The sequence below is a fragment of the Amycolatopsis sp. NPDC051061 genome, assembly GCF_040682935.1.
Taxonomy (GTDB): domain Bacteria; phylum Actinomycetota; class Actinomycetes; order Mycobacteriales; family Pseudonocardiaceae; genus Amycolatopsis.
Window position 1 is genome coordinate 319821 of record NZ_JBFBBZ010000001.1, and the last position, 23883, is coordinate 343703.

Genomic DNA, 23883 nt, shown 5'->3' on the forward strand with positions numbered 1-23883 from the left:
ATGGCCATCGGTAATCCGATCACAGGTCGCGGGCGAAGCAGCGCGATAACGGTTCGCCGACGTACGGCCCGTATGCCTCGATGGGTTCGTAGCCTTCGCGCCGGTAGAAGCGGATCGCGTCCGGTTGCCCGGTGCCCGTCTCGAGCAGCAGCCGGGCGATGCCGAGGTCGCGCGCGTGGTTTTCGAGCGTGCGCAGCAGGGCGGCCGCGACGCCGGTGCCGCGGGCCGCCGGCTCGACGTACATGCGCTTGACCTCGCCCGAACCCGGGCCGAGCAGGCGGAGCCCGCCGCAGCCCACGGCCGTCCCGCCGGCGTCCCGGGCGACGAGGAACACTGCGACGGTCTCGGCGGTCGGCACGGCGCCGGGCTCGTGGTCGTCGGTGCCGTAGCGGGCGTCCAGTTCGGTGCGCTGAGCCGCCCGCAGCCGGACGGCATCGGGATCGTCCCAGTTCACCGGCGTGATGTCGATCGTGGTCGGCACGAGGCCTCCTTTCCGTAACAAGCGTTACCGTAGCATCTGTTACGCTTCCCGGAAAGAGAGGATCCAGGGTGCCGAGACAGCGTGACGTGGTGGCGCAGCGGGAGCTGCTGTCGAACGCGACGTGGCAGGTCCTCGCCGAGGACGGCTTGCCGGGCCTGACACTGCGGGCGGTCGCCGAGCGCGCCGGCTGCACGACCGGACTGGTGATGCACGCTTTCCCGACGAAGAAGGCGTTGCTGCTGCACGCGCGTGACCTGCTTTACGAGCGCACCGCCGTCCGCGCCGACGCCGCCGAGGCCGCGAGCGTCGACGCGTTCGGGGCCCTGGACGCAGTGCTCGGCCAGGCCGTCGACCTGCCCCACGGCCACCACGAGGAATCCCGCGTCTGGGTGGGCTTCCTCGCGGCGGCCCTGGCCGACGACGCCCTGGCCGAACGGCACCGCGCGGCGAACCACTCGTTCCTGGCGCGGATCCGCCGGCTGGTCGCGACTTGTCGTCCGAAGTGGACGGACGAGCGCCTCGAACTGACGACGAAGAGCCTGGTGGCGCTGGTGGAAGGCCTGAACGTGCTGGCCGCGGCGGACCCGGCGGCCTACCCGGCGCGGCTGCAGCTGGACGCGCTGGCGAAGGCGCTCACCGAGCTGCGGCCCGAGCCGGCATGACGTCGAGGTCCTCACCGCGATCGCGATCGTCGGCACCGTCGGCGGGGTGCTCGCGCTCGACGCGGTCCTCGCGATGGACCGACGCGCGGGACCGGGTGCGGGCGTCCCAGGCGGCGGGGCCGAAGCGACGGCGGTAGGCGCTCGGGCTCAACCCCGTGTGCCGCCTCAGCTGCAGGCGCAGGTTCGCCGCCGTCCCGAAGCCGCTCGCCTCGGCCACCCGGTCCAGCCGCAGTTCGCCGCGCTCGATCAGGCGGCAGGCCAGCGACACGCGCTCCGTCGTCAGCCACGCCAGCGGGGTCGTGCCCAGCTCCGCGCGGAACTTCCGGTGCAGCGTCGCCGGGCTGCTCGCCGCGCGCGTCGCCAGGTCGGCGACCGTCAAGGGCCGGTCCAGGCGGCCGAGCGCCCACGCCAGCACCGGGGCGAGCGAGGCGTCCGGCACCTCGGGCACCGGGCGGACGATGAACTGCCGCTGCCCGCCGTCGCGGTGGCCGGTGAACACCAGGCGGCGGCTGACCGCGTTGACGACTTCGGCGCCGTGGTCGCGCTGGATGAGGTGGAGGCCGAGGTCGAGCGAGGCCGCGCTGCCGGCCGCGGTGAGGACGGTGCCTTCGTCGACGAAGAGCACGTCCGGCTCCCAGTGCACCCGGGGAAACCGCGAAGCGAACTCGGCGGCCCGTTGCCAGTGGGTGGTCGCCCTCTTGCCGTCGAGCACGCCCGCTTCGGCGAGCGCGAACGCGCCGGTGCAGAAGCTGACCAGCCGGGCGCCCCGGTCCGCGGCCCGGCGGATGGCCGCGATGACCGCGGGATCCGTCGGCCTGCCGGTGTCCGGCCGCGCCGGCGCGATCAGCGTGTCCGCCGTGTCAGCCGCCTCGATGCCGGCCACGCCGGTGAGCGTGAACATGCCGAGGTTCATGCGCACGTCCGGGGTCGCGGAGCAGAGCGCGAAGTCGTACCAGGGCCGGTCCAGCTCGGGCCGCCGCAGCCCGAACAGTTCGGTCGCGACGCCCATCTCGAAGGGGTTCGACTCCTCGGTCACGATCGCGACGACTCGGTGCGAGAATTCTTGCGGCATGTGTGATTCCTAGCACCCGTGCGACGGGAACACCAGGTCGCCCTGAACTTCAAGGAGACGCCCGCGCAGGGCGCTCGGGCTGCTGACCTGCTGAGTCCTTCTGGAAAACGGGGTACTCTCGCCCGCATGAAACGGACCTCGTTCGCGCAGTGGCCGTGCTCGATCGCGCGCACCATGGACCTGCTGGGGGACTGGTGGACCCCGCTCGTGCTCCGCGACGCCTTCTACGGCGTCCGCCGCTTCGACGAGTTCCAGCAGGCGCTCGGCATCGCGCGCAACACCCTCGCCGACCGCCTCAAGCGGCTGGTCGACGAGGGCCTGCTCGAGAAGGTCGCCTACCAGACCGAGCCGGTCCGCTACGACTACGTCCTCACCGAGAAGGGCCGCGACTTCTACCCCGTGCTGCTCGCGATGACGCGCTGGGGCGACAAGTGGCTCTCGAGCGAGGCCGGCCCGCCGATCACCGTGCACCACGCCGCCTGCGGGCACGACACCCACGCCGAAATCGTCTGCGCGGAGTGCGGCGAGCCGATGACGCCGGAGGACACGCGGATGCGCCGCGGCCCCGGCTTCCCGCCGCGGCTGGCGCGGCGCCCGGACGTCGAAGCGCGGTTCGCGCGGCAGGAGTGACGTTGACAGCGTAGGTCTATCTACGCAACTATCGTGGTCAGAGGCTCACCGAGAGGAGTGGCGACCACGATGGAGTGGACGGGTGCGAGGTACGCGGACAAGCCGACGGCCGAGGTCTCGACCTGGATCGACGCCGCCCCCGAGGACGTCTGGCCGGTCGTCTCCGACATCGGGCTGATGCCTTCGCTGAGTTCCGAACTGCAGTCCGTCGAATGGTGCGAGCCCGGCCGCAAGTTCGTCGGCAAGAGCAAGCACGACGCGTTCGGCGAGTGGGAGACGACGTCGTACGTCGTCGAGTGCGAAGAGCCGCGCGTGTTCGCCTGGGCCGTGGCGGATCCGGCCGAGCCGAGCGCGGTCTGGAAGTTCAGCCTCGAACCCGCCGACGGCGGCACGCGGCTGTCGCAGTGGATGCAGATGGGGCCGGGCCGATCCGGGCTGTCGTTCGCCATCGACCGGATGCCCGAGAAGGAGCAGAAGATCGTCTTCGTGCGGCTGCGGGAGTTCGAAGCCGCGATGACCGGCAACCTCGCCGCGATCAAGGAGCGGGTGGAAAGCCGGTGAAGACGGCGACGACGGTCGAGTTCTCGAAGGACTCCCGCACGACGCTGGACTTCGTGCTGGAGGCGGAAAAGCTCGGTCTCGACGTCTGCTGGGTCGCCGAAGCGTGGGGTTCGGACGCGCCGTCCGCGCTCGGCTACCTCGCCGCCCGCACCGACCGCATCCGGCTGGGTTCCGGCATCATCCAGCTCGGCACGCGCACACCGGTCGCGATCGCGCAGGCCGCGCTGACGCTGGCCGACCTGTCCGGCGGGCGGTTCGCTCTGGGCCTGGGCCCGTCCGGGCCGCAGGTGATCGAAGGACTGCACGGCGTCCCGTTCGCGAAGCCGTTGACGCGGATGCGCGAGACCGTCGAGATCATCCGCCAGGCCTTCGCGGGGGAGAAGATTTCCTTCTCCGGCAAGGCTTTCGAGGTCCCGTTGCCCGGCGAGGCGCGGCCGATGCGGCTGTCCACCACGCCGAACCCGGACATCCCGATCTACCTCGCGACGCTGTCGCCGAAGCTGCTGGAGCTCACCGGCGAGGTCGCCGACGGCTGGCTCGGCACCAGCTTCGTCCCCGAAGGCGCCGACGCGTACTTCGGTCCCCTCGACGCCGGACTCGCGAAGTCGGGCCGCACGCGGAAGGACATCGACGTCTGCCAAGGCGCCGAAGTCGCCTTCGCGGACAACGAGGACGAGCTGCGTGCCATGGTCGGCAGCCGCAAGAAGGAGCTGGCCTTCAGCCTCGGCGGGATGGGCTCGGCCACCACGAACTTCTACAACGACGCCTACAGCCGCCAGGGCTGGGCGGACGTCGCCGCCGAGGTCCGCGAGCGCTGGCAGGCCGGCGACCGCGACGGCGCGACCGCGCTCGTCACCGACGAGATGGTGCTCGGCACGACGTTGATCGGCACCGAAGAGATGGTCCGCGCGCGGCTGCGTGTCTGGCGCGACACCGGCATCGACACGGTCCGGCTCTACCCGGCCGGCGAAACGCTCGAAGCGCGCCTCACCACTCTGGGCCGCGCGCTCGACCTGCTCTGAAGGGGAACGTCATGAGCGAGTGGCAGCGCACCGCGTGCAGCCTCTGCTACCTCAACTGCGGGCTGGAGGTGCAGCTCGACGGGCGCAAGATCACGCGCGTCCGCGGCGACAAGGCGCACCCGCGCTCGGCCGGGTACCTGTGCCAGAAGGCGCAGCGCCTGACCTGGTACGGCGACCACGAAGACCGGCTGACGACGCCGCTGCGCCGTCGTCCGGACGGCACCCACGAGCCCATCGGCTGGGAGACCGCGCTCACCGAGATCGCCGCGAAGCTGCACGCGATCCGGGACGCCGACACCGCGGCCGGCCGGCCCGGCTCGTTCGCCTACGTCGGCGGCGGTGGCCAGGGCAACCACTCCGGCGGCGCGTACGGCGCGTCGCTGCTGAAGTGGATGAACTCGACGCGCCACTTCAACGCGCTGTCGCAGGAGAAGACCGGCGACTTCTGGGTCAACGGGCAGCTGTTCGGCTCGACGCTCGTGCACACCGCCGAAGACGTCGAACACTGCGACCTGCTGGTCGTGCTCGGCTGCAACCCCTGGCAGGCCCACGGGTTCAGCAACGCCCGCCACGCGCTCAACACGATCAAGAACGACCCCTCGCGCAAGATGCTCGTGATCGACCCGCGGCGCACCGAAACCGCGGAGATCGCCGACCTGCACCTGCCGCTGCGCCCGGGCACCGACGCCTACCTGCTGGGCGCGATCCTGGCCCTGGTGCTGGAGCGCGGCGGTGCGGACGAGGAGTTCCTCGCCACGCGCACCGAAGGCTTCGACGAGGTCGTGGCGGCGCTGGGGAAAGTGCCGGTGGACGAGTGGATCGCGCACGCCGAAGTGTCCCGTGTGGACGTCGAACGGGCGGTGGACCTGATGCTGGCGGCGCGGGCCATGGTGGTACGGGTCGAGCTGGGCATCCAGCAGGGGCGCCACTCGACGTTGAACAGCTACCTCGAAAAGCTGCTGTACCTGGTCACCGGGCACTTCGGCCGCCGTGGGACGAACAACCTGCACTCGTGGCTGCTGCCGCTGTGGGGCTCTTCGGGCGGGCAGCGGTCGGAGGTGACGGGGTTCGAGTACATCGGCGGCCTGCTGCCGGCGAACACCCTGGCCGAGGAGATCCTCACCGACCACCCCCACCGGGTGCGCGCGCTGTGGGTCGAGTCCTCCAACCCGGCCAACACCTACGCGGGCACGCGGGAGGTCGAACGGGCGGTGCGGGAGGCCGAGCTGTCCGTGGTCGTCGACGTCGCCTACACCGAGACGGCCGCGCTGGCGGAGTACGTCCTGCCGGCGGCGTCCCAGCACGAGAAGTGGGAGTTCACGCTCTTCACCTTCGAGTGGCCGACGAACTACTTCCAGCTGCGGCCGCCGTTGCTGGATCCGCTGCCGGGCACGCTGGTCGAGGCCGAGATCTACACGCGGCTGTTCGACGCGCTGGGCGTGCTGCCGCCGTCCGACGTCCTCGCGTCGCTGGCCGCCGGGCCGCGGGCCGAACTGCAAGCGGGGATCGGCGCGCTGGTCCAGGCGATGCCGGAGCGGTCCGCGATCCTGCCGGTGCTCCTCTACCGGACGCTGGGTGCGTCGCTGCCCGACGGCGCGGCGTCGATCGCGCCACTGTGGGCGGGTTGTCACCGCGCGGCGAAGACGATGACCGTGCCGGTGCAGCGGGCTTTGGGCAGCTCTGCTTCCGGACCGGAACTCGGCGAAGAGCTGTTCGCGCGAGTTTTGGCCGGTCCGACGCCGTTTTCGACGCACGAGCAGGACGAAGTGTGGAGCCTGATGCGCCGCTCGCGGGTCCGGCTGGCGGTGCCGGAGCTGCTGGACTGGCTCGGCTCGTTGGATCCGGCGGCCGAACGTCCGGATCCGGCGTTCCCGTTCTCCCTGATCAACGGCCAGCGCCGGGCGCACAACGCGAACCAGATCCTGCGCGACCCGCGCTGGCGCCGCACGGATCCGGACGGTGCGCTGCGTGCGCGTCCCGAAGAGCTGGCTTCCATCGGCGCCTCGGCGGGCGACTGGGTGGCGGTGGTGACGCCGGCGGGGCGGGTGGTCGTCCGCGCCGAGACCGACCCGGCGCTGCGGCCGGGTCAGCTTTCGCTGCCGCACGGCTACGGCATGGCCCACCCGGACGCGCACGGGCACCGCGTGGTCAGCGGCCCGCGGATCAACCTGCTGACCGACGCGCTGGACCGCGACCCGATCGCGGGCACCCCGCACCACAAAGACGTCCCGGCTCGCCTGGAGCCCGCGACCGAAGAGGAGCGGACCCGGGCCGAGGCGGACAGCGCGCGCGTCCGCGAGACCGTCGCGAGTGGACGATCCTGACGCATCGCCCGTTAAGGTGGGAGCCCTCAACCGAAGGGGGCCCGGTGCGCAAGATCGTTTCGAACCTGTTCATCTCGCTCGACGGCGTGGTCGAGGCGCCCGACAAGTGGTCACTCCGGTACTGGAGCGACGAAATCGGCCAGGCGGTCGGCAGCGGGATGGCCGCGGCCGACGCGATGCTGCTCGGGCGCGTCACCTACGAAGGGTTCGCCGAGGCGTGGCCCGGCCGGACCGTCGAGGACGACGAAGGCGCCGAGTTCATGAACAATGTGCGCAAGTACGTGCTTTCGTCGACTTTGTCCGAAGTAGCCTGGAACAACTCGATTCTGCTGACCGGCGATTCCGCCGAGGCTGTCCGGGCGCTGAAGGTTTCGCCCGGGGGCGACATCATGACCAGCGGCAGCACGACGGCGGTCCGCTGGCTGCTGTCCGAAGGCCTGGTCGACGAGCTGAACCTGCTGCTGTACCCGATCGTCGTGGGGCAGGGGAGGCGGCTGTTCCCCGCCGAAGGGCCGACGTTCCCGTTGGTGCTGAAGAAGTCGGCCACGTTCGGCAACGGCGTCGTCCAGCTGACCTACGTCCCCGCGTGATCACACCGTTCCGGATCGACGTCCCCGAGGCCGACCTCGACGACCTGCGCGCGCGGTTGCGCCGGACGCGCTGGCCCGAAGCCGAGCCGGTGGACGACTGGAGCCAGGGCACGCCACTGGGGTACCTGCGTTCTCTGTGCGATTATTGGGCTTCCGGCTACGACTGGCGGGCTTCGGAAGCGCGGATGAACCGTTTTCCCCAGTACCGCACGGAAATCGACGGGCTGGGCATCCACTTCCTGCACGTGCGCTCGGCCCGGTCCGACGCGCTCCCGCTGATCCTCACCCACGGCTGGCCCGGCTCGTTCCTCGAGTTCACCAAGGTGATCGAGCCGCTCTCGCGCGAGTTCCACCTGGTGATCCCGTCGCTGCCGGGCTACGGCTTCAGCGACAAGCCGTCGTCTCCGGGCTGGGGGATCGAGCGCATCGCGGTGGCGTGGGCGTCGCTGATGGCCCGCCTGGGTTACTCGCGGTACGGCGCCCAGGGCGGCGACTGGGGGACGTCGATCACGACGTCGCTGGCCCAGCAGGACGCGGCCCACCTGGCGGGCATCCACCTCAACCCGCCGATCGCGGCCCCGGACCCGGCGACGTTCGACGACTTGACGGCTTCTGAACGTGCGTCGCTGTCTGCGTTGGAACACGCTTCGCGCTGGGAGGACGGTTACTCGGTACTGCAGTCGACCCGCCCGCAGACTTTGGGCTACGGGTTGCTGGACTCCCCGGCGGGCCTGTGCGGCTGGCTGGTGGAGAAGTTCCACGCCTGGTCGGACGGCTTCCCGTTCACCCGCGACGAGCTCCTGGACGACGTGACGCTGTATTGGCTGACGGGGACGGCGGCGTCGTCGGCGCGGTTGTACTGGGAGAGCATCCGGAAGGTCCAGCGGTGGTTCTCGGAGTCGACGGACGACACGGTGGACGTGCCGACGGGCTGTTCGATCTTCCCGGCGGAGATGCCGCGGCCCTCGCGCCGATGGGCGGCGAAGCGGTACACGGACATCCGGCATTGGAACGAGCTGGAGCGCGGCGGTCACTTCGCGGCTTATGAGCAGCCCGAGTTGTTCGCCGACGAGGTGCGCACGTTCTTCCGCCTGGTCCGTTAGCCGCACCAGGCGGACGAGTTCGCCGTTCAGGTACGCGTGTCGTCCGGCCTCAATTGACCTGGCGGTCCTGACCCTGCCAAAACGGCTCCCGGAGCTTGAACTTCTGGATCTTCCCCGTCGCGGTCCGTGGCAGCTCGTCCAAGAACTCCACCCGCTTCGGACATTTGTACCCGGCCAAATACTCCCGGCAGTGCTGGAGCAGTTCCTCCGAAGTCACGGCCGACCCGTAGGTGACCACCAGAGCCGTCACCAGCTCGCCCCACTTCTCGTCCGGAATCCCGATCACCGCGGCCTCGCGGACCGCCGGGTGCGAGTTCAGCGCGTCCTCCACCTCGATCGACGACACGTTCTCGCCGCCCGAGATGATCACGTCCTTCTTGCGGTCGGCGATCGTCAGGTATCCGTCGTCGAACGAACCGCCGTCGCCCGTGTGGAACCAGTTGCCCTCCTGCACCCGCTCGGTTTCGGAAGGGTTCTCCCAGTAGCCGTCCAGGTTGTGGTTCGACTGCGCGAGCACCTCGCCGTCCGAGTCGAGGGCGATCCGGACGCCCAGCGCCGGCGTTCCCGCGCGGCCCAGCAGCCGGGCCTGCTCGTGCGGGTCCAGGTCCGCCCACTCGCTGCGCATCCGGTTCACCGTCAGCAGCGGCGCCGTCTCGGTGAGCCCGTAGATCTGGATGAACTCCCAGCCCAGCTCCGCCCGCACCCGCTCGATCGTGCGCGTCGGCGGCGGTGCGCCGGCCACCACGATCCGGACGCGGTCGCGGCCCGGGATCTCGCCTTCCCAGGTCGCCGCGCCGTCCAGGGCCGCCGTGACCACCGCGGGCGCCGCGCACAGGATGGTCACGCCGTGCTCCTCGATCCGGCGCAGGATCTCGGTCCCGTCCACCTTCCGCAGCACGATGTGCCGGCCGCCGAGCCCCGTCACCGCGTACGGCATGCCCCAGCCGTTGCAGTGGAACATCGGCAGCGTGTGCAGCAGGACGTCGTTGTCGCTCAACGTCGTGTGCAGGCCGAACACGGCCGCGTTGAGCCAGATGTTGCGCTGGGTGAGCTGCACGCCCTTCGGCCGCGCGGTCGTGCCCGAGGTGTAGTTGATGGTCGCCGTCGCGGACTCGTCGCCGGCCCACGGGCGCGGTGAGCCGGCGCCGCCCCAGATCGTCTCGTCGTCGCGGCCCAGGACGAAGACGTGCTTCGCCGTCACCGTGTCCAGCAGGTGCTCCAGCTCCGGGTCGACGATCAGCACCTCGGCCCCGGAGTGCTCGACGATGTACTTGACCTCGGCCGGCGCGAGCCGGAAGTTCACCGGCACCAGGACCCGGCCCCAGCCGGACACGCCGAAGAACGACACGAGCAGCCGCGCGGCGTTGTGCGACACCATCGCGACGCGCCCGCCGATCGGCACGCCCAGCTCGTCGAGGTGCGCGGCCTGCGCGCGGGCCCGGCGCGCCACCTCGCGGTAGGTGAGCGAACCCCAGCTCGGTGCGGGCTGGTCCGGCTCGTCGACCACCGCGACGCGGTCCGGGTACACCGTTTCCGCGCGGTCGAGGAAGTCCCGGACACCCAGATCGAAGAACATGCCCCCGATGATGACTCTTCGCAGGTGCTCGCACCAGTCCGATGTGGTTCGCTGGAGCACGATGGACTTCGACACGGTGGCCGGCGAGCTCTACGGGGGTGACCTCGCGGAGTTCGTCAGCGCGCGCAACGCGGCGGCGAAGGCCGCGAAGGCCGAGGGGGACGCCGAGCTCGCGGCGAAGATCCGCGAGCTGCGGAAGCCGACCACGGCCGCGGCGATCGTCAACCGCCTGGCCCGGGAAGACGCCGCCGAGCTGCGGGAACTGGCCGAACTCGGCGACGAGCTGCGCGACGCCCACACGCGCCTGGCCGGTGACGACCTGCGGGCGCTGACCCGGCGCCGCGGCGACCTCGTGAGGCGGATCGTCCACGGGCTGCCGTCGATGAGCGACACCGTCTCCCGCGAGGTCGAGGCGACGCTGGAAGCCGTCGCGGCCGACCCGGGCACCGCCGAACTCGCCGTCGCCGGGCGCCTGACGTCGGTGGCGCATCAGGACACCGACCAGTGGTTCACCCTCGCCGCGAGCGCCGCCCCGCCGTCGACGGGCAAGCGCTCGGCGAAACTGGTGGAAAAGGCCGAACCGGCGAAGCCCAAAAAGGACCACCGGCGCGAGGAAGAAGACCGCAAGGAGCGCGAACGCGCCCGAGCCGAGCGCGAGCGCCTGCGCAAGGAGGCGGCAGAGCTGGCCAAGGAGCGCGCGGTGGCCGAGCGCGATCTCGTCCGCACCGAGCGCGCGGCCGAGCAGGCGACGACCCGCGTCGACGACCTGCGCACCCGCCTGGCCGAGGCGGAGGAACGGTCCGAGCGCACGACGACGGAGTTCGAGAAAGCGAAGGAAACCTACGAGCAGGCCGACAAAGCCGCCGAGGATGCGCGAAAGGCCGCCGAAGCGCGCTGATCCCGTGGTAGCGTGAAAGCGCGCCCCGGATGGGCCTACGCACGGAGGTAGTGGCTACTCAGCCCCCTTGAATCGACACGTTCTGCCTACCCAGGCGGAAGTGTGCCTTCCGCGCGCCCGTTCCGTGTCGGTTCACGGCCTCCGGTGATCACTTCATCGGAAAGGACCAGCTTGATCCAGCTCACCACGACCGGTGCCCGCACGGGCCGGCCGCACCGGGTTACCTTGGGTGCCTTGGACATCGACGGTCGCGTGGTCGTCGTCGCTTCCGCGATGGGCTCGCCGAAGCACCCCGCCTGGTACCACAACGTCCGCCACAATCCGCTGGTCACCGTGGAAACCGGCACCGAGACGTACGAAGCGATGGCCGCGCTCCCGCCCGACCGCGACGCGTTGTTCGCCGAGGTCGTCGCGCGCGAACCGGGCTTCGCGGACTACCAGGCGAAGACGGTCCGCGTGCTGCCGGTCGTCGAGCTGCACCGGCTCGATGCCGTGCGCCGCATGGGCGACTGGCTCGTCGAGGTGCACGACTGGCTGCGCGCCGAGCTGCGGAAACTGCGCGACGGTGGGTCGCGGCGCCTGAGCACGCGGTGCGCCGGCTTCTGCACCGCCCTCACCCGGCACCACTCCGGGGAGGGCGCCGCGATCTTCCCCATGCTGGCCACGCGGTTCCCGGCGCTCGCGCCCACACTGGACAAGCTGGCCGACGACCACGTCGTCGTCGCGCGGTTGCAGGAGGAGATCCAGCGGCTCGTCGACGAAGAAACCGATCCGGCCCGGCTGCGCACGGAGTTCGACCGGCTGGCGTCCGCATTGGACGATCACTTCGCCTACGAGGAGCGCACGATCGTCACCGCGCTGAACGCCCTCCTGCCCGCGCCCGGCTGATCAGAGCTGTTCAGAGCAGGACCTCGGCCAGCTGCCGGTGGTTCTCCGCCTCGACGTCCGGTGACGGGCCGAGCACCTGGACGGCGACGTGGTCGGCGCCCGCGTCCACATGGGACCGCAGCCCCTTCGCGATCGTCTCCGGCGTGCCGTGGAGGACGAGGTCGTCGATCAGGCGGTCGCTGCCGCCGTCGGCGACGTCGGCTTCGGTGTACCCGTGGCGCAGCAGGTTGCGCACGTAGTTGCGCAGCCCGAGGTAGGGCTGGTGGACGAACGGGCGGCCGATCGCGCGGGCGGCGACCGCGTCGTCGTCGACGACGACTTTCTGCTCGGGGGCCAGCAGCTTGCCCTCGCCCAGGATCGACCGCGCGTGCCGCGTGTGCCCGACCGGCACCAGGTAGGGCTGCGCGCCCGCGGTGCGCTCGGCGGCCAGCTTCAGCACGCGGTCGCCGAGCGCGGCGAGGACGCGCGCTTCGGCCGGGACGCCCGCCGCGTCGAGCCGGTCGAGGTAGTCGACGATCTTGTCGTACGGACTGCGGTATTCGGTGACGGACTCCGGGTGCCCGACGCCGATGCCCAGCAGCAAGCGCTTTCCGTAGCGGCCGGCCAGGCGGTGGTACGAGTCGGCGAGGGTTTCCGGCTCGTCGACCCACATGTTGACGATCGCCGTCGCCACGGTGATCCGCTCGGTCGAGGCGAGGACGTCTTCGACGAACGCGAGGTCGCCGACCGAGTTCCGGCCGGTGCCGAACCAGACCGTGCCGTAGCCGAGCCGGTCGGCCGCGACGGCGTGCCGCTTGCGGACTTCGTCGTCGCGGTGCGGGGCCAGGAACACGCCGAACTGCTTCACTACATTTGTCATAGCAGTCAATGTAGCAAATGTAGCGTCAGCTCGCGAGGCGGTGCAGCCACTCTCGCAGCAGCTGCCGCTCGGTCGTGGTCAACTGGTCGACGTCATCCGCGAGCGCGGTCGACAAAGCGACCGCGAGTGCGCCGACGGACGAGCCCCCGGCCGGCCGCTCGGCGAGCAGCCCGGCCAAGACGGCCTCCCTGACCTGCGTGGACATCGTCAGTTCGCGGCTCTCTTCGGGTTCGGCGATCAGGCTCAGCGTGACCCCGCTGTTCGCCGCCGCGAACTGCCGCGCGGCCTCCTCTGCGTCGACCCGCAGCCGGCCGTCCCGCGCCAGCGGCGTGAACAGCTCCAGCAACATCGCCTCGGCGCTGGAGGTGAGGTTGCACGGCACGCCCGGCTCGATCTGGCCGTAGAGCAGCACGTAGAACCGCGGGTTCTCCAAGCCGTACTCGACGTGCCGGTCCCAGCCCGCGCGAATGCGGTCCACCGGGTCGCCGCCGGCCGCGGGCGCCTGCACGTACTGCGTGAAGCCGTAGTTCACGACGGCGTCGAGCAGGCCCTGCTTGTTGCCGAAGTGGTGGTAGAGCGTGGGGGCCTGGACGCCGGCGCGCTCGCAGATCGCCCGCGTCGACACCGGCCCGCCCGGTGCCTCGTGCAGGAGCTGCCCGGCGGCCAGGAGCAGGCGGTCGCGGGTGCTGGTGGCGTTGCTCGATCGTCCGGCCATGTAGCAATTGTAGCGCCGGTGTATAGCGTCAGGAGCGCAGCCGGAGTTGCACCCGGCGAAGCCCGGCGAAGGCGTTCAGCACCGCCGGGTCGGTCGTCGCCGCGTCCGGGCGCACCGACCGGTAGCCGTCCAGGAGCGCCTCCCGCAGCTCGTCGCGCTGCGGCAGGTGCTTGAGCTCGTCGAGCGCCACGGCGAGGTCGTAGGCGTAGTGCCCGTATCCGCAGTCGTCGAAGTCGATCGCCCGGACGCGGCCGCGGTGGAACAGGTAGTTCTCCTGGCGCAGGTCGCCGTGGACCAGGCCGAAGACGTCGGCGCCGCACCCGAGTTCGGCCCGCACCGCGCGGACCCGCCCGACGGCGGTGCGGACCCGTTCGTCGCCACCGGCCAGCACGACCGCCCGGTCGAGCACGGCGTCGGAGAAGCCGTCGACCTGCGAGCGGCCGAACTCGGTCAGGTCGTCGACGCGGCCGCGGTCGAGGCCGTTCATCCGCGCGCCGTGCAGGTGCAGCCGCGCGGCGAGCTCGCCCACCGCGTACAGCTGCGGCGCGCTGAGCCGTTCGTCGACGAACCGGCCGTCGACCCAGTGGCAGAGCACGCAGGTGCGCGGTTCCGGCACCGCCGGGTCGGCGACGACGGTGACCAGGTCCCGCGCCCGCGTCGGCACCGGCCGCGGGACGACGAGGTCGGTTTCGCGGCCCAGCGCGGCGAGCCACGCCATTTCGGCCCGCACCTGCGCGGCGCCGGGGCCGTCCGCGCGCTGGACGCGCAGCACGTAGCGGTAGCCGTCCGCGCCGTCGACGCGGAACGTCGTGTTGAGCCCGCGGCCCAGCGGCGTCAACCGGGCCACCGGCACGTCGTAGGCGGACAGGGCGGCTTCGGCGAGGCGGCGCAGGCGTCTGGTCCGGCCGGAGCGGTCGAGCCCGGCGAACGGCCGCTCGTTCGCCGTCGAGCCCGCCATGGCCCACGTGCTCAGCTGATCGACCGTTCCGGCTCGCGGGAGTGCGCGACGAGCTCGATCGGCGGCGTGTGGCGCCCGCCGCCCCCCAGCCGCTCGACCCCGCGCAGGCCCTCGACCAGCCGCTCGACCTCGGTGTCCGGCCGCACCCCGAAGCGCATGAACTGGCTGGTCATGCCGATCTTGTTGCCGCACTGGCGCACCAGCAGGTGGTGCTCGGCGAGCAGGTAGTCGCACAGCTCGGCGCCGTCGACCGAGCTGGGCAGCTTGACGAGCAGGAAGTTCGCCTGCGACGGGAACACCGTCAGCTCCGCGAACTGGTTCAGCTGCGAGTTCATCATGAACCGGTCGAGGGCGAGCTTCTTGAGGCTGTCCGCGTACTCCGCGCGGTGCTCGGCGAGCATGAAGATCACGGCCTCGGCCAGCGAGTTCAGGTTCCACTTCGGCAGCGCGCCCGACAGCTTGCGCGTCAGCGCCGGGTTCGACACCTGGTAGCCGAAGCGGATCCCGTGCAGCCCGAAGTTCTTCCCGAGGCTCTTCAGCACGATGACGTTCGGCCGCACGACGGCTTCGGCGGCCACCGAGGGGCTCATCTCGGCCTCGACGAAGTCGATGAACGACTCGTCGATCACCACGAGGTCGAGGTCCTCGAGGGCGTCCATGAACCGGATCACCTCGCGGCGCGGCAGGTACCCGCCGTCGGGGTTGTTCGGGTTGCAGAGCACCGCGACCCGCGAGCCGCGGCGTTTGATGAACGCGACGTACTCGTCGACGCGGAGCTCGAAGTTGTCGGATTCCTTGAGCAGGAACATGTCGACGCGCTTGCCGGTTTCCAGCGGCTGGTCGGTCCAGCGGCCGAACGTCGGGATCGGCACGGCGACGCTGGCGTCGATCAGCAGCCGGTCGATCCAGGTGATCAGCTCGGTCGAGCCGTTGGCCAGGGAGATCGTCGACGGGTTGAGCCGCAGCACGCTCGCCAGCTGCGCGGTGATCGCGCCGGCGTCGCTCGGGTAGAACTTGAGGATCGTGCGGAGGTTGCGCTCCAGCTCGCCGAACATCTCGTCGGTGGGGAAGTACGGGTTGCAGGGGATGCAGAAGTCCGCGAGGTCGTCCGCGTGCTGGCCCATCGCCCTGGCCACGGAGAAGAACGATGGGCTGTGGGCCGCACTCTGCTGGAAAAGGCCTCTGGTGGTCATACCGTGCCGCACGCGTGGTCTCCGTCCGCCGCTTTACCGGCCCCTTGCCTTCCCGATGGGGATACGTGTGAATCGGACGGCCGGTTCAACACCGGTCACCGCGTAGACCCCGATGCCGGCCAGCGCGGCGCCGGCCAGTGCGGAGAGGGCGAGGAGCGGCAGCGGTGCGGCCAGCGGGTCGATGCCGGTGAAGGACTCGACGCCGATCACGGCGGTGAGCAGGGCGTCGGCGGCCACGGCTACCTTCACGACGCGCAGCCGGTGCGCCTCGGGCCAGCGGGTGAACCGCAGGACCCACGCCAGCGCCGGGAGCACGAGGATCGCGTGCATCGCGACGGCGTGCAGCGGCTTGAGCGAGCCGGCGGTGGTGTAGGCGCCTTGCGGGTCGCCGCCGCGCGCCTCGACGACGCCGCGGGCGATCATCACCGCGCCGGTGGCCAGCGCGACCAGGAGGACGACCAGGCCCGCGCGGACGGCCAGGCGCAGGCTCGCCGCCTCCGGACCGGGCTCGACCAGCGCCGCGGCCGTGAAGCCGATGATCGTCAGGATGATCACCCCGCCGCCGGCCGCGAGCGTCATCGACACGACGTTGTCGAACGGCGTCTCGAAGTTGAAGTGCGACGGCACCCCGCGCCAGGCCTGCGTGCTGACCAGCGCGACCTCGGCGACGCTCGCCGCTGTGAACGCGCCGAGCAGGGCGGTGCGCAGGCGGGGGCGGACGGTGAGGAACGACGTCGCCCAGGCGACCGACGCGAGCGTCAGCCCGAACGACAGGCCGAACGTGACGGCCTTGCGCATCGACAGCGGACCCAGCCACGAGCCGCCGGTGGCGATGAGCACGATCGCGTGCACGACGCCGCTCAGGAACAGTGCCGCGCCGACGGCGTAGGCGGCTTTTTCGGCTCGCCGGCCGTCGTGCCGGATCCGGGTCAGTGCGTTCATGGCTCCGAGTGTCGCGCCCGGAGGCGGGCCACCGCGTCGGCCCGGTGGCGACACTGTGGTGTACGACGACGGGCGTACGGCAATCGTGGAGAAATGTCGAAAAGTGTTGGTAAAGGAATTTTGTTGTCCTTGACCGGAATATTGCCGAATCGCGTGCCCGGCGCCACTCGCGAGGCGGATGCATTGTGGGCGAAAGAGTTCTACCATCGAGTCATGTACATCGCCCTGCTGACCTACACAGCGCCCGAAACAGAAGTCGACTACGCGCTCCCGGATCATTCGGACTGGTTGCGCAAACAATTCACAAAAGGGGTCTTCCTCGTTTCCGGAAAGGGGAACGGCGCCACCGACCACGTGATCCTCACGCGGTCGGTGCTGCGCGGCAAGCTCGACGCGGTGCTCGCCAGCGATCCGTTCGTCATCCGGCGCCTCGCCCGCTACGAAGTCATCGAATTCACCGCCACGCGCACCGCTCAGGAGCTGCTGGCGATCAACGAGGCCCTCGCCTCCTGAGGAGTTCCGCCACGGTCGGGTGGCCCGGCGACGAGGCCCCGCCACCTGCCGGCGAAAAGTGTTCACCTGCTGGTCTCGCTTATGATCGGGACGCCCGGATGTCCAGCAGGGAGAGTGCGATGAAGACCCCCGACCTCGTCTTCCGGGGCCGCCGGTTGAGCGGTGACCGCGCGCTGGTGCTGGCCGCGGTCCAGGTGCTCCCGGAGCCCGACGCGGCGCGGGAAGCGGTCCTGAGGGTCGTCGAAGACGGCGCCGATCTCGTGGGTTTCGCCGGAACCGGCGTCGAGCCCCTGGTCGCGTGGGCACGCTCGAAGTTCCCGGATCTCTGCTTGGCGGTCGACACCGCGGACGCCTCGGTGGCTGCCGCGTGCTGTGAAGCCGGAGCCGACCTCGTCCTCGCGCGGACCGACCTCACCGAGGTCGCGGCGCGGTTCGGAGCCGGTTACGCCGGCCCGTCGGTGCCTTCCGGACCTGGTTTCGTCCTGGACGTCGGAGTGGTGCGGGCGGCGCCTTCGCTGCCTTCGGGAGTGCCGGTGCTGCTGGAGGTCGAGGGCGACGGGACGCCGGGCGGCCTGGCGCTGGCGGCGCTGGCGGCGTCGGCCGGGGCGGCGATCATCCGGACCCGGCACGTGCGCGCGACGAGGCACGTGGCCGAGATGGCGGCGAGCATCGCGGGCACGCGGCCGCCGGCGAAGGCGCTCCGGTGGGAGTGATCCGGCAGATCTGGCCGGTCGAGCGCCGCCTCGACGACCACGACCTGGAGCAGCTCTACCGGTACCCGGACGGCCCCCGGTGGGTCGCGGTCAACTTCGTGTCCAGCGCGGACGGCGCGATCACGGTCGAGGGCCGGTCGGCGAGCCTGTCGACCCCGGCCGACCGCATCGTCTACCGGCTGGGCAACGACCTGGCGGACGTGGTGCTGGTGGGCGCGGGCACGGCGATGGCGGAGGGGTTCGAGGGCATGCGCCCCGACGAGCGCACGGCCGAGCGCCGCCGCCGGTTCGGGCTGGCCCCGATCGCCCCGGTCGCGGTGGTGACGACGGGACGCTCCCTGCCCCCGGACGCCCCGGTGATCACGAAGGCGGCGGTCCCGACGCTGGTGTTCACGTCGGCGGCGGCGCCTTCGTCGTTGCGTGCCGAATGGGCGGCGAACGGGGCCCGGGTGTTCGTGGCGGGCTCCTCGGCGGTGTCGGCTGCCGAGGTGGTCTCGACGTTGGCGGCCGAGGGGCTGGGCCGCATCGACTGCGAAGGCGGGCCTCGGTTGTTCGGGTCGTTGATCGAGGCGGGCGTGGTCGACGAGTTCCGCTTGACGGTGGCGCCGTTCCTGGTGGCGGGAGCGGCCGGCCGGGCGGCGGTGGGCGGGGCGATCGACCCGGCTTCGCTGGAGCTGGCGTCGGTGCTCACCGATGGGGCGAGCGTGCTGCTGAGGTACTTGGTTCCGCGGTAGCCCACCCAAAGGTCTTGAATGAGTCATTCAGGACCTCCGAAGACCTGGATGACTCATTCAAGACCTTTCCGGGGTTCCCGCCGGCTCAGCTGTTTCCGTTTTTGTCGGTGCCTGCTGGTAGCGTGTAAATCGGGGGCTCCCTAGGCCCGTTTCCGTTGCGGTACAAGGGGAATCGCGCGCGAACGCGGCGTCCGGAGTTCACCCGATTCAGCGATGATCTTCGCACGGGTGTTCGGTATTGTCAGGGGCATGACCACTCTTCTCTCGTCCGGCCACCGAAGACCGTCGCCGCACCCGCGGCGATCACAGCAGCCGGCGAAAATGTTCCGCCATCTCGAGGCGCCGGGCTTCCCGCGGCGCAAGCCAAGCGAAGTCGTCGTGCTCTTCCGGGTTGAGCACGACGGCTCCGGCGCCGTCTTCTTCCACCGTGTAAACGAAAGCGCGGATGTGCATCGCGCGCCCGGCGACGTCCGGCCAGGAATCGCGGGCGAATTCACCCGTGATCCGCACCCGCAACCCCGTTTCCTCGGCCGCTTCCCGGACCGCGGTGGCTTCGAAGGACTCGCCCGGTTCGGCCGTCCCGCCGGGCAGTTCCCACCGTCCCGCGAGGAACACGCCGGGCCCGCGCCGGAGGAACAGCACCAGGTCGCCGCGGGCGATCCAGCAGTAGGCCAGGTGCTTCCGCGCGATCTCCGTCATGCGCGCGATTCTCGCTCAGTTGGTCTTCGACGTCGGCAGGTGGGCGCCGAGGTACCCGACGTACACCGTGCCCGTGCGGTCGGTGTCGTCGAGGAAGTGCAGCCGCGGCGCCGGCGACTTGAACCGCTCCAGGGCGATGTGCGCACCGAAGTAGTCGCGGCCGCAGGGATTCGTCCGCGGGTCGACGCGGAAGGTTCGCGCCTGGCGGAGCCGTTCGTTCGTGGTCACCGTGTCCGACTCGGCCAAGGCGATGATGTTGGCGCTGATCAGCGAACCCGGCTGACCGGTGCGGGCGAACGCGAGCACGTCCGAAAGCTCGGGCCCGGGGTCCTGGCCCGCGTCGAGCAACGTGGTCCGCGCGCACGCATACGCGTCGAGGGTGCGGAGCGCGTCCCACGCCTTGCGTCGCCAGGCGCCGGCTTTCGGGTGGTGGTCGAGGATCGCGGCCGGACCCGGCTCGGCCGTGATCGCGAGGTGCTTGAGCGTCGCCGTCGCGGCGCCGATCAGCTCGGCGAAGCTCGGGAACTCCTCGGGCGGGCGCTCGGCGGCGGCGACCTCGTCGTCGGCGTCGTGGTACCGGGCCAGCGTGCCCGCCAGCAGCCCGTTCACCCGCCTGAGCTCGTCGCGCTCGGTCTCCGTCTCCTCGAACGCGCGCGCGTAGTCGTCGACCTCCCCCTGAAGCTGCGCGAGCTGCGTCCGCAGGCACGCGACGTCGATCGCGGACAGTTCCTCGAGCTGCCGGCGAAGCACCTTCACCTCGCCGGCGTGCCGGTCCCGGTTCTCGGTGTCGGCCTTCGACTGCTTGCGCAGGATCGTGATCACGCCCCGCGCCTCCGCCAGCTCGCGCTCGGCGCGGTCCAGCTTCTCCGTCAGCTCGGCGTCCGGTTTCCGTTCCGGCGCGTCGAACGGATCCGCGGCGTACCAGGCTTTCACGCTGGGAACCTCCGCCCACTCGTCGGGAAGCGGCGTCCGGCCGCGGGTCTGGAGCAGCCGCGTGATCGCGCCCTGGAGCGCCTCGCCGGACACCGGGCTGGCGGTTTCGACGAAGTCGGGGAGCTGGTCGCACAGCGGCGCGTACAGCCGCGCGCCTTGCGGCACCTCGTAGCCGAGGGGCACGTTCTGGTTGAGGGTGCGGCGGAAGCGGTCGTCGACGTCGAACACGTTGACCAGCCCGGGCCAGCCGTCGACCGGGACGGTCGGCGGTTCGGTGAGCACCAGCACCGCCGACGTCCGCCACTCCGCCACCAGCGCTTCGCCCAGCAGTTCCGCGACGCGGTCGCACTCCTTGCGAGACCAGCCGCGCATCGCGAGAACCGGCGCTTCGATCGGGATCTCGTCACTCCCGCTCGCGCCGAGCTCCTCCAGGCCGATCCGCTGCGCCGGCGCTTCGTGGCAGCTGCGCCACGGCCGCGTGCACGCGGCGGCCAGCAGCCACGCCACCCGGTCCTCGCCGGCGTGGTAGCACAGCGAAAGCAATACCTGAACGGAGTAACGGCCCTCGCCGCCCGACCACCCGAACTTCAGGTCGCACCGGCGCGAGCCGCCGTCGTCGGAAGAGCCGAGATCGGCGACCGTGTAGTCGTCGTGCTGCCGCTGGCGGGTGATGAGCCTGCTGCGCAAGGCGTCCAGGGGGCGTTTCCCCTCGGTGGGGACCAGTCCGTGGTGCCAGATCCGGTGCACCCCCACAGGACTCAACTCCGTTCGCCGGAAACAGGACCTCAGGCGAACATAGCGGATCCTGTGATCGGACGAACGCGGGGCGTCACCTCATTCACGCGTCCAGAGGCAGAAGGGATGCCCGGCCGGATCGAAGCAGACGCGGACGTCCTCCTGCGGCTGGAAGTCCGAGACCACGGCACCCGCGGCGGTCGCTACCGCCGTCGCGGAGTCGAGGTCGTCGACCTCGATGTCGAGGTGCAGCTGCATTTGCTGGGCGCCGCCGGCGGGCGGCCACACCGGCGGGAGGTGCTCCGTCTCGAGCTGGAACGACAACCCGGCGCTGCCGTCGTCCGGGCGCAACGTCACCCACTCCGGCTCGTCGGTTTTGATCGGCCAGCCGAGCAGTTTCGAATAAAACTCGGCGAGCGCACGCGGTTCCGGCGTGCCGAGCACGGTGGAGGTCAGCTTCATGATCCGGTGGTACCCGCCGGCGCGCGACTTCTACCGGGCCGGGCCGGGTTGGGTGTCGAAGTAGGCGACGGGCGGGCCGATGGTCCGCCACGACGTCGTCGCGAACACCGCGGCCCCCGACAACGCGAGCAGCGCGGTGATGACGGCGAGCGTGGCGCCGATCCGGCCCGCGCCGGGCCGGGTGCGCGCGCCGGCGTAAACGCCGAAGACCAGCGCCAGCACGCTGATCGGCAGCAATGCGAACCACAACGCGCCGAGGACCAGCACGAACGCCTGCGCGACCCAGGAGTACACCCACGCGGTCACGACCGGCGGCCGGACGATCAGCCAGGCCGCCCAGGTGGCGACGGCGAGCGTGAGCCCGGACGCGCCGATCGCGAGCGAGGCGATCGCCAGGCCGCGGCCGGGCCGCGTGGTTTCGGTCGGTTCGGCTTCGAACTCGGGTGCCCCCATACGGGGAACATCCCGGCGGGACGCCCCGGCGTTACGCGGAATACCCCGTCGCGGCGTGGGTTGACTCCAGGCGTAGGCGAAAGATCACTGAGGGAGCCGCCATGTCGTCCGAGCACATCCAGGGAACCGTCGCCGACGGGTTCGAGTCCGTCCGGGAGGAGTTCGCCGCCGTCGCGACCGGCGAAGGAGGTGACTACGCGGCCCAGCTCGTCGCGCACGTCGACGGCGAGCGCGTCGTCGACTTGTGGACCGGCCCCGAGATCACCGCCGACTCGCTGACCGGCGTGTTCTCCTCGACCAAGGGGGCGGCGCACCTGGTGGTGGCGCTACTCGTCCAGGAGGGCGTGCTCGACCTCGACCAGCGGGTCAGCCACTACTGGCCGGAGTTCGGTGCGGCGGGCAAGGCCGCGATCACGCTGCGTGAGCTGCTCGCGCACCGCGCGGGCGTGGTGGGCGCCGACGCCGGCTTCACGGCCGACGAGATCGCCGACGACCGCGTGATCGCCGAGCGGCTCGCCCCGCAGCGGCCGTACTGGCGCCCCGGCACGGCGTTCGGCTACCACGCGCTGGTGATCGGCGCCCTGACCGGCGAGGTCGTCCGGCGCGTCACCGGCCGCAGCATCCAGGAGCACTACGAGGAGCGCGTCCGGAAGCCGTTCGGCCTGGACTTCTACCTGGGGCTGCCGGAGGAGCTGGAGCCGCGGTTCCTGACGACGCAGCCGATGCTGCCGACGCCGGAGCAGCTGGCCGAGCTGGAGGCCAACGCGACGGGGCCGGACAGCATCACCGGGATCGCGTTCAACCGCAACCACCCGAAGGCGCCGGAGCTCTGGGACTTCCCGAACATCGAGCGGGTCCGCCGGCTGAGCCCGGCATCGGTGGGCGGCGTGGCATCGGCGCGCGGCCTGGCAGGGATGTACGCGGCGGCGATCAGCGGCCCCGAGCCGTTGCTGACCCCGGAGACGGCGGCGGAGTTCGCCCAGATCCACTCGACGGGCGACGACCTCTCGACCCGCAACCACAACGCGTTCGGCCTGGGTTTCGCGATCGTCTCGGACGACTACCCGGTCCTCGGGCAGGGAGCATTCGGCCACAGCGGCGCGGCGGGTTCCCAGGCGTTCGCGGACCCCCGCAGCGGCTTGGCATACGGCTACAACCGCCGCCGGTTCGCCTTCCCGGGCGGAGCGGCGCCGGAGAACGCAAGGCTGGTAAGCACGATCCACAAGGCGGTGACGGAACAACGGGCCTGACGAAGTAGCGGTCCACAAAGGACTCCCTGGCCGGTCGGCCAGGAGAGTGGTGGGAGTACGCCCGAAACCGGCTTGCGCCGCAAGGATCGCCGGGCGTCGGAGGGTGGCAAGGCGCCGGCGAGCCTGAGGCGGGCCCGCTGAGCGCGGTGCGCTAGAGGACGGCAAGACGCCGGCGAGCCTCGCCAAGCCGGGCTTACTGGCGCGCGAAGACCGGTGCAGCGGCCTTCCGGTCTCGCTCGGCGACGCCGGCCGCCCAAGCCGCGGCCGGCTCGCTCCTCGAACCGCAGTCCTGTCCGCGCCGCAAGGACGCCGCCAGCGACTCGAGCCCTCCGACGCCACACCTGACGACCCACTCTGCCCACCCGCGCCTGGACTCCCCACGTCGGACCTCGCCGTTCGCACCCGGCGGAACACCTCACCCCGGACGGCCCCGGGTCCCGCTCGGCCACCCGGCGGGATGCACGTCCGCAATGGACGTCGTTACAGAGTTCACTCGTTAGGACGTTCCGGCCGGGGCGTTTGGCCTGATCACCGGGGGCGGACTGACTTTCCGTAGCGAAAACCCTCCCGATCATTGCTCCGTTGTGGAACTATTGGCCCATTCGCGGGGAGAGGGCCTCGCGAGGGGGACTCACCGTCACGGCGAGCGGCCCCATGCAGATCCCCAGGGGAGAGGAGATCGACCATGTCGACGCCCACGGACACCAAGCCGGAAGAAACCCCGGAGCCGGTCGAAAAGGCCGGCCCGGTGGTTCCGCATCCGGAAGCCGACGAACACGGCTGGGTGCACATCGACCACCCGCCGCTCAAGGATGGCCCGGTCATGACGCCGAACTGCGGCACGCCGTGCTACCAGGTCGCCCACTGACCTTCACCAATTTGTGATACCCGCCTGCCGATCTTCGCCTGGCAGGCGG

General features: G+C 70.9%; 26 protein-coding genes. 14 read left to right on the forward strand and 12 right to left on the reverse strand.

The genetic code is table 11. From position 1 onward, the window contains the following. Nucleotides 1-19 precede the first annotated feature (19 nt). Nucleotides 20-481 carry a GNAT family N-acetyltransferase gene (locus tag AB0N03_RS01650; RefSeq protein WP_364363675.1) on the reverse strand — a complete coding sequence of 154 codons (462 nt, stop codon included), beginning with the start codon at nucleotides 479-481 and terminating at the stop codon, nucleotides 20-22. A gap of 68 nt (nucleotides 482-549) precedes the next feature. Here AB0N03_RS01650 and AB0N03_RS01655 point away from each other — a divergent pair, with 68 nt between their 5' ends. Further along, nucleotides 550-1143, forward strand: a complete 594-nt coding sequence (locus tag AB0N03_RS01655; protein WP_364363678.1) for a TetR/AcrR family transcriptional regulator — start codon at nucleotides 550-552, stop codon at nucleotides 1141-1143. Here the strand turns inward: AB0N03_RS01655 and AB0N03_RS01660 are convergent. Continuing rightward, nucleotides 1115-2215, reverse strand: coding sequence for a helix-turn-helix domain-containing protein (locus AB0N03_RS01660; RefSeq protein WP_364363681.1), 1101 nt, complete (start codon nucleotides 2213-2215; stop codon nucleotides 1115-1117). The two genes, AB0N03_RS01655 and AB0N03_RS01660, sit on opposite strands and share 29 nt — an antisense overlap. 126 nt (nucleotides 2216-2341) lie before the next feature. Between AB0N03_RS01660 and AB0N03_RS01665 the strand changes: the two genes are divergently transcribed. From AB0N03_RS01665 to AB0N03_RS01690, 6 genes are all read left to right on the forward strand, one after another. Then, nucleotides 2342-2845 (forward strand): helix-turn-helix domain-containing protein, encoded by a 504-nt coding sequence (locus AB0N03_RS01665; RefSeq protein WP_364363684.1) that lies wholly within the window; start codon nucleotides 2342-2344, stop codon nucleotides 2843-2845. A gap of 69 nt (nucleotides 2846-2914) precedes the next feature. Further along, nucleotides 2915-3406 carry an SRPBCC family protein gene (locus tag AB0N03_RS01670; protein WP_364363687.1) on the forward strand — a complete coding sequence of 164 codons (492 nt, stop codon included), beginning with the start codon at nucleotides 2915-2917 and terminating at the stop codon, nucleotides 3404-3406. Further along, the gene (locus tag AB0N03_RS01675; RefSeq protein WP_364363690.1) at nucleotides 3403-4428 is read left to right on the forward strand and encodes an LLM class flavin-dependent oxidoreductase; all 1026 of its coding nucleotides are present in this window, start codon (nucleotides 3403-3405) and stop codon (nucleotides 4426-4428) included. Before AB0N03_RS01670 ends, AB0N03_RS01675 begins: the two co-directional genes overlap by 4 nt. An 11-nt stretch (nucleotides 4429-4439) precedes the next feature. Further along, entirely contained in the window at nucleotides 4440-6752 is a 2313-nt protein-coding gene (locus AB0N03_RS01680; RefSeq protein ID WP_364363692.1) for a molybdopterin-dependent oxidoreductase, read from the forward strand. Nucleotides 6753-6796: 44 nt separating this feature from the next. Further along, the gene (locus AB0N03_RS01685) at nucleotides 6797-7342 is read left to right on the forward strand and encodes a dihydrofolate reductase family protein (protein WP_364363695.1); all 546 of its coding nucleotides are present in this window, start codon (nucleotides 6797-6799) and stop codon (nucleotides 7340-7342) included. After that, on the forward strand, nucleotides 7339-8445 hold the full coding sequence (locus AB0N03_RS01690) for an epoxide hydrolase family protein (protein ID WP_364363698.1): 1107 nt from the start codon (nucleotides 7339-7341) through the stop codon (nucleotides 8443-8445). Before AB0N03_RS01685 ends, AB0N03_RS01690 begins: the two co-directional genes overlap by 4 nt. 49 nt (nucleotides 8446-8494) lie before the next feature. Here the strand turns inward: AB0N03_RS01690 and AB0N03_RS01695 are convergent, their stop codons facing one another. Further along, nucleotides 8495-10021 carry an AMP-binding protein gene (locus tag AB0N03_RS01695; RefSeq protein WP_364363701.1) on the reverse strand — a complete coding sequence of 509 codons (1527 nt, stop codon included), beginning with the start codon at nucleotides 10019-10021 and terminating at the stop codon, nucleotides 8495-8497. A gap of 61 nt (nucleotides 10022-10082) precedes the next feature. On the opposite strand from AB0N03_RS01695, the gene AB0N03_RS01700 reads away from it, so the two are divergent. Both AB0N03_RS01700 and AB0N03_RS01705 read left to right on the forward strand, forming a co-directional pair. Then, nucleotides 10083-10919: a hypothetical protein gene (locus AB0N03_RS01700; RefSeq protein ID WP_364363704.1), complete on the forward strand. Its 837-nt coding sequence runs from the start codon at nucleotides 10083-10085 to the stop codon at nucleotides 10917-10919. A 144-nt stretch (nucleotides 10920-11063) separates the two neighbouring features. Further along, on the forward strand, nucleotides 11064-11807 hold the full coding sequence (locus AB0N03_RS01705) for a nitroreductase/quinone reductase family protein (RefSeq protein ID WP_364363707.1): 744 nt from the start codon (nucleotides 11064-11066) through the stop codon (nucleotides 11805-11807). 10 nt (nucleotides 11808-11817) lie between these two features. On the opposite strand, the gene AB0N03_RS01710 is transcribed toward AB0N03_RS01705, so the two are convergent. From AB0N03_RS01710 to AB0N03_RS01730, 5 genes are all read right to left on the reverse strand, one after another. Beyond that, nucleotides 11818-12666, reverse strand: coding sequence for a TIGR03620 family F420-dependent LLM class oxidoreductase (locus tag AB0N03_RS01710; RefSeq protein ID WP_364363709.1), 849 nt, complete (start codon nucleotides 12664-12666; stop codon nucleotides 11818-11820). A 25-nt stretch (nucleotides 12667-12691) separates the two neighbouring features. Further along, nucleotides 12692-13381 (reverse strand): TetR/AcrR family transcriptional regulator, encoded by a 690-nt coding sequence (locus AB0N03_RS01715; protein WP_364363712.1) that lies wholly within the window; start codon nucleotides 13379-13381, stop codon nucleotides 12692-12694. A gap of 28 nt (nucleotides 13382-13409) precedes the next feature. Next, complete coding sequence (locus AB0N03_RS01720; protein ID WP_364363715.1) at nucleotides 13410-14339, reverse strand: phosphotransferase; 930 nt, start codon at nucleotides 14337-14339, stop codon at nucleotides 13410-13412. Between the two features lie 11 nt (nucleotides 14340-14350). Next, entirely contained in the window at nucleotides 14351-15475 is a 1125-nt protein-coding gene (locus tag AB0N03_RS01725; protein ID WP_364363718.1) for a histidinol-phosphate transaminase, read from the reverse strand. A 90-nt stretch (nucleotides 15476-15565) separates the two neighbouring features. Next, nucleotides 15566-16474 (reverse strand): hypothetical protein, encoded by a 909-nt coding sequence (locus AB0N03_RS01730; RefSeq protein WP_364363720.1) that lies wholly within the window; start codon nucleotides 16472-16474, stop codon nucleotides 15566-15568. A 213-nt stretch (nucleotides 16475-16687) separates the two neighbouring features. Here AB0N03_RS01730 and AB0N03_RS01735 point away from each other — a divergent pair, with 213 nt between their 5' ends. The 3 genes from AB0N03_RS01735 to AB0N03_RS01745 all read left to right on the forward strand — a co-directional run bounded on the left by AB0N03_RS01735 (nucleotide 16688) and on the right by AB0N03_RS01745 (nucleotide 18434). Further along, on the forward strand, nucleotides 16688-16987 hold the full coding sequence (locus tag AB0N03_RS01735; protein ID WP_364363722.1) for a hypothetical protein: 300 nt from the start codon (nucleotides 16688-16690) through the stop codon (nucleotides 16985-16987). A gap of 119 nt (nucleotides 16988-17106) precedes the next feature. Beyond that, nucleotides 17107-17700, forward strand: a complete 594-nt coding sequence (locus tag AB0N03_RS01740) for a dihydropteroate synthase (protein WP_364363725.1) — start codon at nucleotides 17107-17109, stop codon at nucleotides 17698-17700. After that, nucleotides 17697-18434: a dihydrofolate reductase family protein gene (locus AB0N03_RS01745; protein ID WP_364364247.1), complete on the forward strand. Its 738-nt coding sequence runs from the start codon at nucleotides 17697-17699 to the stop codon at nucleotides 18432-18434. Before AB0N03_RS01740 ends, AB0N03_RS01745 begins: the two co-directional genes overlap by 4 nt. Before the next feature lie 303 nt (nucleotides 18435-18737). Here AB0N03_RS01745 and AB0N03_RS01750 read toward each other — a convergent pair whose 3' ends face one another. From AB0N03_RS01750 to AB0N03_RS01765, 4 genes are all read right to left on the reverse strand, one after another. Then, nucleotides 18738-19133: an NUDIX hydrolase gene (locus AB0N03_RS01750; protein ID WP_364363728.1), complete on the reverse strand. Its 396-nt coding sequence runs from the start codon at nucleotides 19131-19133 to the stop codon at nucleotides 18738-18740. Nucleotides 19134-19148: 15 nt separating this feature from the next. Further along, nucleotides 19149-20819: a hypothetical protein gene (locus AB0N03_RS01755; RefSeq protein ID WP_364364248.1), complete on the reverse strand. Its 1671-nt coding sequence runs from the start codon at nucleotides 20817-20819 to the stop codon at nucleotides 19149-19151. 81 nt (nucleotides 20820-20900) lie between these two features. Next, nucleotides 20901-21263, reverse strand: a complete 363-nt coding sequence (locus AB0N03_RS01760; protein WP_364363731.1) for a VOC family protein — start codon at nucleotides 21261-21263, stop codon at nucleotides 20901-20903. Between the two features lie 30 nt (nucleotides 21264-21293). Continuing rightward, nucleotides 21294-21716: a hypothetical protein gene (locus tag AB0N03_RS01765; RefSeq protein ID WP_364363734.1), complete on the reverse strand. Its 423-nt coding sequence runs from the start codon at nucleotides 21714-21716 to the stop codon at nucleotides 21294-21296. Nucleotides 21717-21817: 101 nt separating this feature from the next. On the opposite strand from AB0N03_RS01765, the gene AB0N03_RS01770 reads away from it, so the two are divergent. Further along, entirely contained in the window at nucleotides 21818-22966 is a 1149-nt protein-coding gene (locus AB0N03_RS01770) for a serine hydrolase domain-containing protein (protein WP_364363736.1), read from the forward strand. A gap of 685 nt (nucleotides 22967-23651) precedes the next feature. Further along, nucleotides 23652-23834 carry a hypothetical protein gene (locus tag AB0N03_RS01775; RefSeq protein WP_364363739.1) on the forward strand — a complete coding sequence of 61 codons (183 nt, stop codon included), beginning with the start codon at nucleotides 23652-23654 and terminating at the stop codon, nucleotides 23832-23834. Nucleotides 23835-23883: the final 49 nt, after the last annotated feature.

Coding starts and splice junctions, on each gene's coding strand:
- AB0N03_RS01715 (WP_364363712.1), bottom strand. CDS start 13,381: ATGGCCGGACGATCGAGCAACGCCACCAGCACCCGCGACCGCCTGCTC.
- AB0N03_RS01765 (WP_364363734.1), bottom strand. CDS start 21,716: ATGGGGGCACCCGAGTTCGAAGCCGAACCGACCGAAACCACGCGGCCC.
- AB0N03_RS01670 (WP_364363687.1), top strand. CDS start 2,915: ATGGAGTGGACGGGTGCGAGGTACGCGGACAAGCCGACGGCCGAGGTC.
- AB0N03_RS01770 (WP_364363736.1), top strand. CDS start 21,818: ATGTCGTCCGAGCACATCCAGGGAACCGTCGCCGACGGGTTCGAGTCC.
- AB0N03_RS01680 (WP_364363692.1), top strand. CDS start 4,440: ATGAGCGAGTGGCAGCGCACCGCGTGCAGCCTCTGCTACCTCAACTGC.
- AB0N03_RS01760 (WP_364363731.1), bottom strand. CDS start 21,263: ATGAAGCTGACCTCCACCGTGCTCGGCACGCCGGAACCGCGTGCGCTC.
- AB0N03_RS01735 (WP_364363722.1), top strand. CDS start 16,688: ATGTACATCGCCCTGCTGACCTACACAGCGCCCGAAACAGAAGTCGAC.
- AB0N03_RS01730 (WP_364363720.1), bottom strand. CDS start 16,474: ATGAACGCACTGACCCGGATCCGGCACGACGGCCGGCGAGCCGAAAAA.
- AB0N03_RS01750 (WP_364363728.1), bottom strand. CDS start 19,133: ATGACGGAGATCGCGCGGAAGCACCTGGCCTACTGCTGGATCGCCCGC.
- AB0N03_RS01775 (WP_364363739.1), top strand. CDS start 23,652: ATGTCGACGCCCACGGACACCAAGCCGGAAGAAACCCCGGAGCCGGTC.
- AB0N03_RS01665 (WP_364363684.1), top strand. CDS start 2,342: ATGAAACGGACCTCGTTCGCGCAGTGGCCGTGCTCGATCGCGCGCACC.
- AB0N03_RS01700 (WP_364363704.1), top strand. CDS start 10,083: ATGGACTTCGACACGGTGGCCGGCGAGCTCTACGGGGGTGACCTCGCG.
- AB0N03_RS01695 (WP_364363701.1), bottom strand. CDS start 10,021: ATGTTCTTCGATCTGGGTGTCCGGGACTTCCTCGACCGCGCGGAAACG.
- AB0N03_RS01710 (WP_364363709.1), bottom strand. CDS start 12,666: ATGACAAATGTAGTGAAGCAGTTCGGCGTGTTCCTGGCCCCGCACCGC.
- AB0N03_RS01660 (WP_364363681.1), bottom strand. CDS start 2,215: ATGCCGCAAGAATTCTCGCACCGAGTCGTCGCGATCGTGACCGAGGAG.
- AB0N03_RS01740 (WP_364363725.1), top strand. CDS start 17,107: ATGAAGACCCCCGACCTCGTCTTCCGGGGCCGCCGGTTGAGCGGTGAC.
- AB0N03_RS01720 (WP_364363715.1), bottom strand. CDS start 14,339: ATGGCGGGCTCGACGGCGAACGAGCGGCCGTTCGCCGGGCTCGACCGC.